Genomic DNA, 303 nt, shown 5'->3' on the forward strand with positions numbered 1-303 from the left:
ATGTTGCTGCTGAGGCAGAGCAGGTTGGTCTCGATGAAGCCATGCGCGAGCAGGTGCCGCTGCGTACGCGTATGTTTGCGCTGCTCGGAGGCTCGAGTGCACTGGGCGATCACCTGGTTGCACACCCAGAAAAGTGGGTTCTGCTCCAAGCTGAGTTTCCAACTGAGGCAGACATGTTCCGCGAGATGCTCTCCAGCGTCGGGGCTGTGCCAGAGGTCATTGAACTCACTGATGAGGCCAGCCTGGAAAAGCAGGAGGATCCGGAGTATCGCAAGCCCAGCGCTGCGGGCCGCGGCACTGATT

Annotated in this window: 1 protein-coding gene; it reads left to right on the forward strand. The window is 60.1% G+C overall.

Going from position 1 to position 303, the window contains the following annotated elements:
* Positions 1-303, forward strand: a 303-nt coding sequence (locus tag HMPREF2857_RS10225) for a hypothetical protein (RefSeq protein ID WP_141752758.1), incomplete at both ends; no start/stop codon positions are given.

The organism is Corynebacterium sp. HMSC076C10 (genome assembly GCF_001812455.1).
Classification (GTDB): Bacteria; Actinomycetota; Actinomycetes; order Mycobacteriales; family Mycobacteriaceae; genus Corynebacterium; species Corynebacterium jeikeium_D.